We start from the raw sequence: 4,923 nt of genomic DNA, 5'->3' as shown, positions 1-4,923 counted from the left end.
AAAAAGTGTCATTTCATATTTGAAACAAAACAGGTCCAAAATGACGATGAACACCACGCATCCCACCGGTCAGCTCGCAGGGCGCCGGATCCTCGTTACCGGTGCCGCACGCGGCCTGGGTTTTGCCTTCGCGCAGACGCTGTGCTCTCAGGGCGCGCAGGTCGTGCTTGCTGATCTGCGTGAAGAGCTGCTGGTCCAGGCCGTGGCGCAGCTGCGCGCCCAGGGCCTGCAAGCCCATGGCGTGGCCTTCGATGCCGGCAACCCGGCCTCCATCGAGCATTGCGCACAGCAGGCGGTCCAGGCCCTGGGCGGCCTCGACGGCCTGGTCAACAACGCGGCCGTCACCGATTCGGGCGGCAAGGGCATGGACGACATCGCGCTCGAGAAATGGGACCAGGTGATGAACGTCAATGTGCGCGGCGTCTGGCTGATGACGCGCGCCTGCCGCGCCGCGCTCAAGGACAGCGGCCGCGGCGCCGTGGTCAATCTGGCTTCCGACACTGCCATGTGGGGAGCACCCAACCTCATGGCCTATGTGGCCAGCAAGGGCGCGGTGATGGCCATGACCCATGCCATGGCGCGCGAGCTGGGCGGCGACGCCGTCACCGTCAACGCCGTGGCTCCGGGCCTGGTGCTGGTGGAGGCCACCGAGTACGTGCCCGAGCACCGCCACCGCCTCTACATCGAGCAGCGCGCGCTGCAGCGCGAGCAGGGGCCCGAGGACGTCTCGGGCGCCGTGTCCTATCTGCTGTCGGATGGCGCGCGCTTTGTGACGGGCCAGGTGCTGCCCGTCAACGGCGGCTTCGTCATGAACTGAGCGCCCCATGAGCGACAACGACAATTCCTCCGCCGACGGCGGCTCCGAAAAATACATGGTGCCCGCGCTGGAGCGCGGCCTGCGCCTGCTGCAGGAGTTCGGCCGCGGCAATGCCACGCTGGGTGCGCCCGAGTTGGCGCGCCGCCTGCAGTTGCCGCGCGCCACGGTGTTCCGCATGCTCAACACGCTGGAGAGCATGGGCTTTCTGCAGCGCGCCGAGGGCGGCAGCGACTACCGGCTGGGCCTGTCCGTGCTGCGCCTGGGCTTCGAGTTCCTGTCCTCCATGGACCTGACCGAGCTGGGCCAGCCCGTGATCGCGCGGCTGTGCGACGAGATCCGCTTTCCCTGCAACATCGTGGTGCGCGACGGCCGCTCCATCGTCTACGTGGCCAAGGTCACGCCGCCCACGCCGCTGACCAGCTCGGTGCGCGTGGGCACGCGCCTGCCCGCCCATGCCACGCTGCTGGGCCGCGTGCTGCTGGCCGATCTGTCGCTGCCCGAGCTGCGCGCCCTCTACCCCGAAGAGCATCTGGAAGGCCATTCGCCCCAGACGCCCAGGACCGTGCTCGAGCTGTTCGATCTGGCCCAGGCCGACCGCGAGCGCGGCCATGTGGCGGGTGCCGGCTTTTTCGAAAGCTCGATCTCCACCATCGCGGCGCCCGTGCGCGACCACAGCGGCCGCGTCGTCGCGGCCCTGGGCGTGACCCTGGCCTCGGCCCAGATCGACTCCGAGGGCCAGACGGAACTGGTGCCGCGCGTCTGCGCGGCGGCCGACGAACTGTCGGAGCTGCTCAACTACCGGCCGCAGTCCGGAGCGCAGGTCCTGTCCATCACTTCACGGCGCGCAGGAGGCGGCCATGCATGATTTCAAACTCGATGCCACGGCCGTCGTCACCGGCGGCTCCTCGGGCATAGGCCTGGCCACGGTGGAGCTGCTGCTGGCCCAGGGCGCACGCGTGGCCCTGTGCGGCCGCAACCCCGAGCGCCTGGAACAGGCCGTGCAGCAGCTGCTGGAGCGCCATCCCCAGGCCCGCGAACGCCTGTTCGCCCAGGCCTGCGATGTGCTCAAGCCCGAGCAGGTCCAGCAGTTCGCTCTGGCCAGCGAGGCGGCCCTGGGTCCGGCCACCATCCTCGTCAACAACGCGGGCCAGGGCCGGGTCTCGACCTTCGAGAACACCACGGACGAAGCCTGGACCGAGGAGCTGCACCTGAAGTTCTTCTCGGTGCTGCATCCCACGCGCGCCTTTCTGCCGCAGCTCGAGCGCGGCGAGGGTTCGGCCATCGTCTGCGTGAACTCGCTGCTGGCCTCCCAGCCCGAGCCGCATATGGTCGCGACCTCGGCCGCGCGCGCAGGCCTCAAGAACCTGGTGCGCTCCATGGCCACCGAGTTCGCGCCCAAGGGCGTGCGCGTCAACGGCATCCTGGTCGGCCTGATCGAGTCCGGCCAGTGGCGCCGCCGCTTCGAGGCCCGCGAGGACCGGAGCCAGAGCTGGGAGCAGTGGAGCGCCGAGCTGGCCCGCAAGAAATCCATTCCGCTGGGTCGCCTGGGTTCGCCCGCCGAAGCCGCCCGCGCCATTTTCTATCTCGCCACGCCGTTGTCGTCGTACACGACCGGCAGCCATATCGATGTTTCCGGAGGCCTTTCCCGCCATGCCTAACGCAACCCAAATCACCGTCGGCGCCGTCATTGCCGAATTCCTCGAGCATTGCGACGTCAAGGCCGCGTTCGGGGTGATCTCCATCCACAACATGCCCATCCTCGATGCCATGTTTGCACGCGGCAAGGTGCGCTTCGTGATGGCGCGCGGCGAGGCCGGCGCCGGCAATATGGCCGACGCCTGCGCGCGCTCGACCTCCAGTCTGGGCGTGTGCATCACCAGCACCGGCCCGGCCTCCGGCAACATCGCCGGCAGCCTGGTTGAGGCCTACACGGCCGGCACGCCGCTGCTGCACATCACGGGCCAGATCGAGACCCAGTATCTGGACAAGAAGCTGTCGTACATCCACGAGGCGCCGGACCAGCTGACCATGCTCAAGGCCGTCTCCAAGGCCGCTTTCCGCGTGCTGAGCGCCGAGACCTGTTTGTCCACGCTCAAGGCCGCGGTCCAGGCCGCGATGACCGCGCCCACGGGCCCGGTGAGTGTCGAGATTCCCATCGACATCCAGCAGGCGCTGATAGACATGCCGGCCGACCTGTCGCCGCTGCCCGTGGCCGTGCTGGCACCCAGCGAAGCCGCGCTCGATGCGCTGGCCGACCAGCTGGCCAAGGCCCGCCGCCCCCTGTTGTGGCTGGGCGGCGGTGCCCGCCACGCGGGCGCGGCCGTGCAACGCCTGAAGGCCATGGGCTTCGGCATCGTCAGCACCGGCCAGGGCCGCGGCATCGTGGCCGAGGACGATCCGGCAACGCTTGGCGCCTACAACATCCAGAAGCCCGTCGAGGCTTTCTACCAGCGCTGCGACGCCATGTTGGCCGTGGGCACGCGCCTGCGCAGCAACGAGACGCTGAAGTACGAACTCAAGCTGCCGCGCCCGCTGCTGCGCATCGACGTGGACGCCGCCCAGCAGGGCCGCTGCTACATGGATGACGGCTTCGTCTGCGGCGACTCGGCCCTGGCCCTGACCGGCCTGGCCGACCGCCTCGAAGCCCGCGGCTACCAGGCCGACCCCGAACTGCTGGCCGATCTGCGCCAGACGCACAACGAAGTCGTGGCCACCATGCGCGACGGCCTGGGCCCGTACAAGGAGCTGGTGCAGCAGCTGCAGCAGGTGGTGGGCCGCAACTTCAACTGGGTGCGCGACGTGACCGTCTCCAACAGCACCTGGGGCAACCGCGAGCTGCGCTTTTTCGAGCCCAACGCCGGCGTGCACGCCACGGGCGGCGGCATCGGCATGGGCATGCCCATGGCCATCGGTGCGGCCGTGGGCGCGGCGGAAACTGGCTCGGGCCGCAAGACCCTGGGTCTGGCCGGCGACGGCGGCTTCATCCTGAACCTGGGCGAACTCGCGACCCTGGTGCAGGAAGAGTGCGACACCATGATCGTGCTGATGAACGACCAGCGCTACGGCGTGATCCAGAACATCCAGGACGCCTCCTACGGCGGCCGCCGCTGCTATGTGGAGCTGCACACGCCCGACTATGCGCAGCTGTGCGCCTCCATCAAGCTGCCCCATGCCCGCGTGAGCAATCTGGAAGAGCTGCCCGCCGTGCTGGATTCCGCGTGGAGCAAGAAGGGCCCCTTCCTTCTCGAAATCGATATGCGCGCCATCGGCAGCTTCAAGACCACGTTCTCGGGCCCGCCGGTGAACAAGCTGGACCAGATCCCGGCCACCACCAAGGCTCAGTGAGGAGTTCCACTATGTCCAAGCTAGAACTGCTACCCATCAATATCGCTGGCGAATGGCGCCTGGGCGGCGGCGACGAATCTGCCACGCTCTACCCCGCGACCGGCGAAGTCGTGGGCCGCCTGCGCGCGCCCAGCCTGGCCGATGTCGAAGAAGCCATCCAGAAGGCCGACCATGCGTTCCGCACCAGCGGCTGGGCCCAGAAGAAGCCGCACGAGCGCGCGGCCGTGCTCTACCGCATCGCCCAACTGATCCGCGAGCGTGCCGAGCCGCTGGCCCAGCTGCAGCGCCTCGATAACGGCAAGCCCATCAGCGAGACACGCGCCCTCGTGGCCAGCGCTGCCGGCACCTTCCAGTTCTTCGCGGCGGCCTGCGAGACCATGGAAGAGACCCTCACGCCGCCCCGCGGCGACTTCATGACCATGAGCGTCTACGAGCCCATGGGCGTGGTCGCGGCCATCACGCCCTGGAACTCGCCCATCGCCAGCGAGGCGCAGAAGCTGGCGCCGGCCCTGGCGGCCGGTTGCGCCGTGGTCTTCAAGCCCGCCGAGATCACCCCGCGCATGGCCATCGAGCTGGCCCGCATCGCCCAGCAGGCCGGCGTGCCCGTGCTGGCCGGCAGTGATCACCCGGTCCGCGACAGCTTCGAGGCAAAGGCGCTTGCTGGCAAGCTCGGCTACCCAGTCATCGTCAAGGCAGCGATGGGGGGTGGCGGCCGGGGCATGCGCGTAGCCATGGGCCCGGACCGGCTCGACGACGCGCTC

5 protein-coding genes are annotated in these 4,923 nt (G+C 68.8%); all 5 read left to right on the top strand.

What is annotated here, in order from left to right; genetic code table 11:
- The first annotated feature begins 40 nt into the window (after positions 1-40).
- The gene (locus tag JOY88_RS18710) at positions 41-817 is read left to right on the top strand and encodes an SDR family oxidoreductase (RefSeq protein ID WP_293504148.1); all 777 of its coding nucleotides are present in this window, start codon (positions 41-43) and stop codon (positions 815-817) included.
- A 7-nt stretch (positions 818-824) separates the two neighbouring features.
- Positions 825-1,682, top strand: a complete 858-nt coding sequence (locus tag JOY88_RS18705) for an IclR family transcriptional regulator (RefSeq protein WP_293504147.1) — start codon at positions 825-827, stop codon at positions 1,680-1,682.
- The gene (locus JOY88_RS18700) at positions 1,675-2,475 is read left to right on the top strand and encodes an SDR family oxidoreductase (RefSeq protein ID WP_293504146.1); all 801 of its coding nucleotides are present in this window, start codon (positions 1,675-1,677) and stop codon (positions 2,473-2,475) included. The genes JOY88_RS18705 and JOY88_RS18700 overlap by 8 nt, the downstream gene beginning before the upstream one ends.
- Entirely contained in the window at positions 2,468-4,162 is a 1,695-nt protein-coding gene (locus tag JOY88_RS18695; protein WP_293504145.1) for a thiamine pyrophosphate-binding protein, read from the top strand. Before JOY88_RS18700 ends, JOY88_RS18695 begins: the two co-directional genes overlap by 8 nt.
- Positions 4,163-4,173: 11 nt before the next feature.
- The coding region (locus tag JOY88_RS18690) for an aldehyde dehydrogenase family protein (protein WP_293504144.1) at positions 4,174-4,923 on the top strand (750 nt) is incomplete at its 3' end.

The sequence above is a fragment of the Roseateles sp. genome, from assembly GCF_019237615.1.
GTDB lineage: Bacteria > Pseudomonadota > Gammaproteobacteria > Burkholderiales > Burkholderiaceae_C > Pelomonas.
Note: the sequence above shows the minus strand (reverse complement) of the source record. Positions and strands in the feature narration are given on the sequence as shown.

Excerpts from the sequence above, each read along its gene's own strand:
- JOY88_RS18710 (WP_293504148.1), top strand. The coding sequence starts at position 41 with ATGACGATGAACACCACGCATCCCACCGGTCAGCTCGCAGGGCGCCGG.
- JOY88_RS18705 (WP_293504147.1), top strand. The coding sequence starts at position 825 with ATGAGCGACAACGACAATTCCTCCGCCGACGGCGGCTCCGAAAAATAC.
- JOY88_RS18700 (WP_293504146.1), top strand. The coding sequence starts at position 1,675 with ATGCATGATTTCAAACTCGATGCCACGGCCGTCGTCACCGGCGGCTCC.
- JOY88_RS18695 (WP_293504145.1), top strand. The coding sequence starts at position 2,468 with ATGCCTAACGCAACCCAAATCACCGTCGGCGCCGTCATTGCCGAATTC.